The organism is Kitasatospora sp. NPDC024654 (assembly GCF_055559155.1).
In genome coordinates, this window is record NZ_JBVHLF010000273.1 from 1 (window position 1) to 1,268 (window position 1,268).

The 1,268-nt window shown below is 67.0% G+C and carries 1 protein-coding gene; it reads right to left on the reverse strand.

What is annotated here, in order from left to right; genetic code table 11:
- Nucleotides 1–1,223 (reverse strand): IS3 family transposase gene (locus ACZ38L_RS39575; protein ID WP_465703021.1). Its coding sequence is split into 2 segments (ribosomal slippage), with 1,224 coding nucleotides annotated over them: nucleotides 1–941 and nucleotides 941–1,223; the frame shifts between segments, so codons are not numbered across the junction. This gene is flagged as partial in the annotation.
- Nucleotides 1,224–1,268 lie beyond the last annotated feature (45 nt).

Below are 1,268 nucleotides of genomic sequence, written 5' to 3' on the forward strand. Positions count from 1 at the left end.
GGTTGCCAGGTAGTAGTTGGTCTCGTACTCGACGGGCGGAATGTGGCCTATCTCTCCGTGAAGCCTGCGGTGGTTGTACCAGTCGACCCACTCGGCGGTGGCCAGCTCGACGTGCGAGAGGGTCCTCCAGGGCCGCTGGGGCTTGATGACCTCGGTCTTGTAGAGGCCGATGGTCGACTCCATCAGGGCGTTGTCGTAGGCGTCGCCGACCGAGCCGATCGAGGCAGCGATCTGGGCCTTGTCGAGGTGTTCGGCGAGCTTGAACGACGTATATTGCGAGCCCGCGTCGGAGTGGTGCACGAGTTCCTTCGGCGCGGGCGGGCGGCCCTCGCGGTCGCGCTGCCACAGGCCCATGTCCAGTGCGTCGAGGACGAGTTGGGTCTCCTTTGATGTCGCGGCGGACCAGCCGACGATGCGGCGTGAGAAGGTGTCCACGACGAAGGCGACGTAGACGACGCCCGCCCAGGTGGTGATGTGCGTGAAGTCGGCGACCCAGCATCGGTTCGGCGCGGTGGCGACGAACTTGCGGTCCACCAGGTCTGGAGCACGCTCGGCGGCTGGGTCCGCGATGGTGGTGATCACCTTCTTGCCGCGGACGGCGCCGGCGAGGCCGAGCTCGCGCATCAGCCGCTCGACGGTGCAACGGGCGACCTGGTGGCCCTGGCGGTGCAGCTCGCGCCAGATCTTCCGGGCCCCGTAGACGCGGTAGTTGGCATTGTGGACGTTGCTGATCAGTTCCTTGAGTTCGGTGTCGCGCACGGTCCGCGCGGCCGGCGATCGCTCGCGCTGCTTGTGGGCGTAGTAGGTGGAGGGGGCGATGCTGCACTCGTGCATGGTCAGCACGCGGCAGATCGGCTCGACACCGCCGAAGCGGTCCCGGTGCTCGTCGATGAACGCTACGAGCGCAGGTGTGGCCGGTCGAGCTCGGCCGCGAAGAAACTCGCCGCGGCCTTCAAGATTTCGTTGGCGCGCTTGAGTTCCGCGATCTCCTTCTTCATCGCCTTGATCTGCGCGGACTCCTCGGTGGTCGTCCCCGGGCGCTGCCCGGAGTCGACCTGGTCCCGGCGCACCCAGTTGCGCAGCGTCTCGGCGGAACCGATACCCAGCTTCTCTGCGACGGCCCGCAACGCGGCCGACTCGTTCGGGTAGTCACCGAGGACCTCGGTGACCATGCGCACCGCACGACGGCGCAGCTCAGGCGGGTAGGAGGAAGGACGTGCCATGACTCGAATCCTTACACGAAATCGAGTCCCCACCGAACCCGGGGC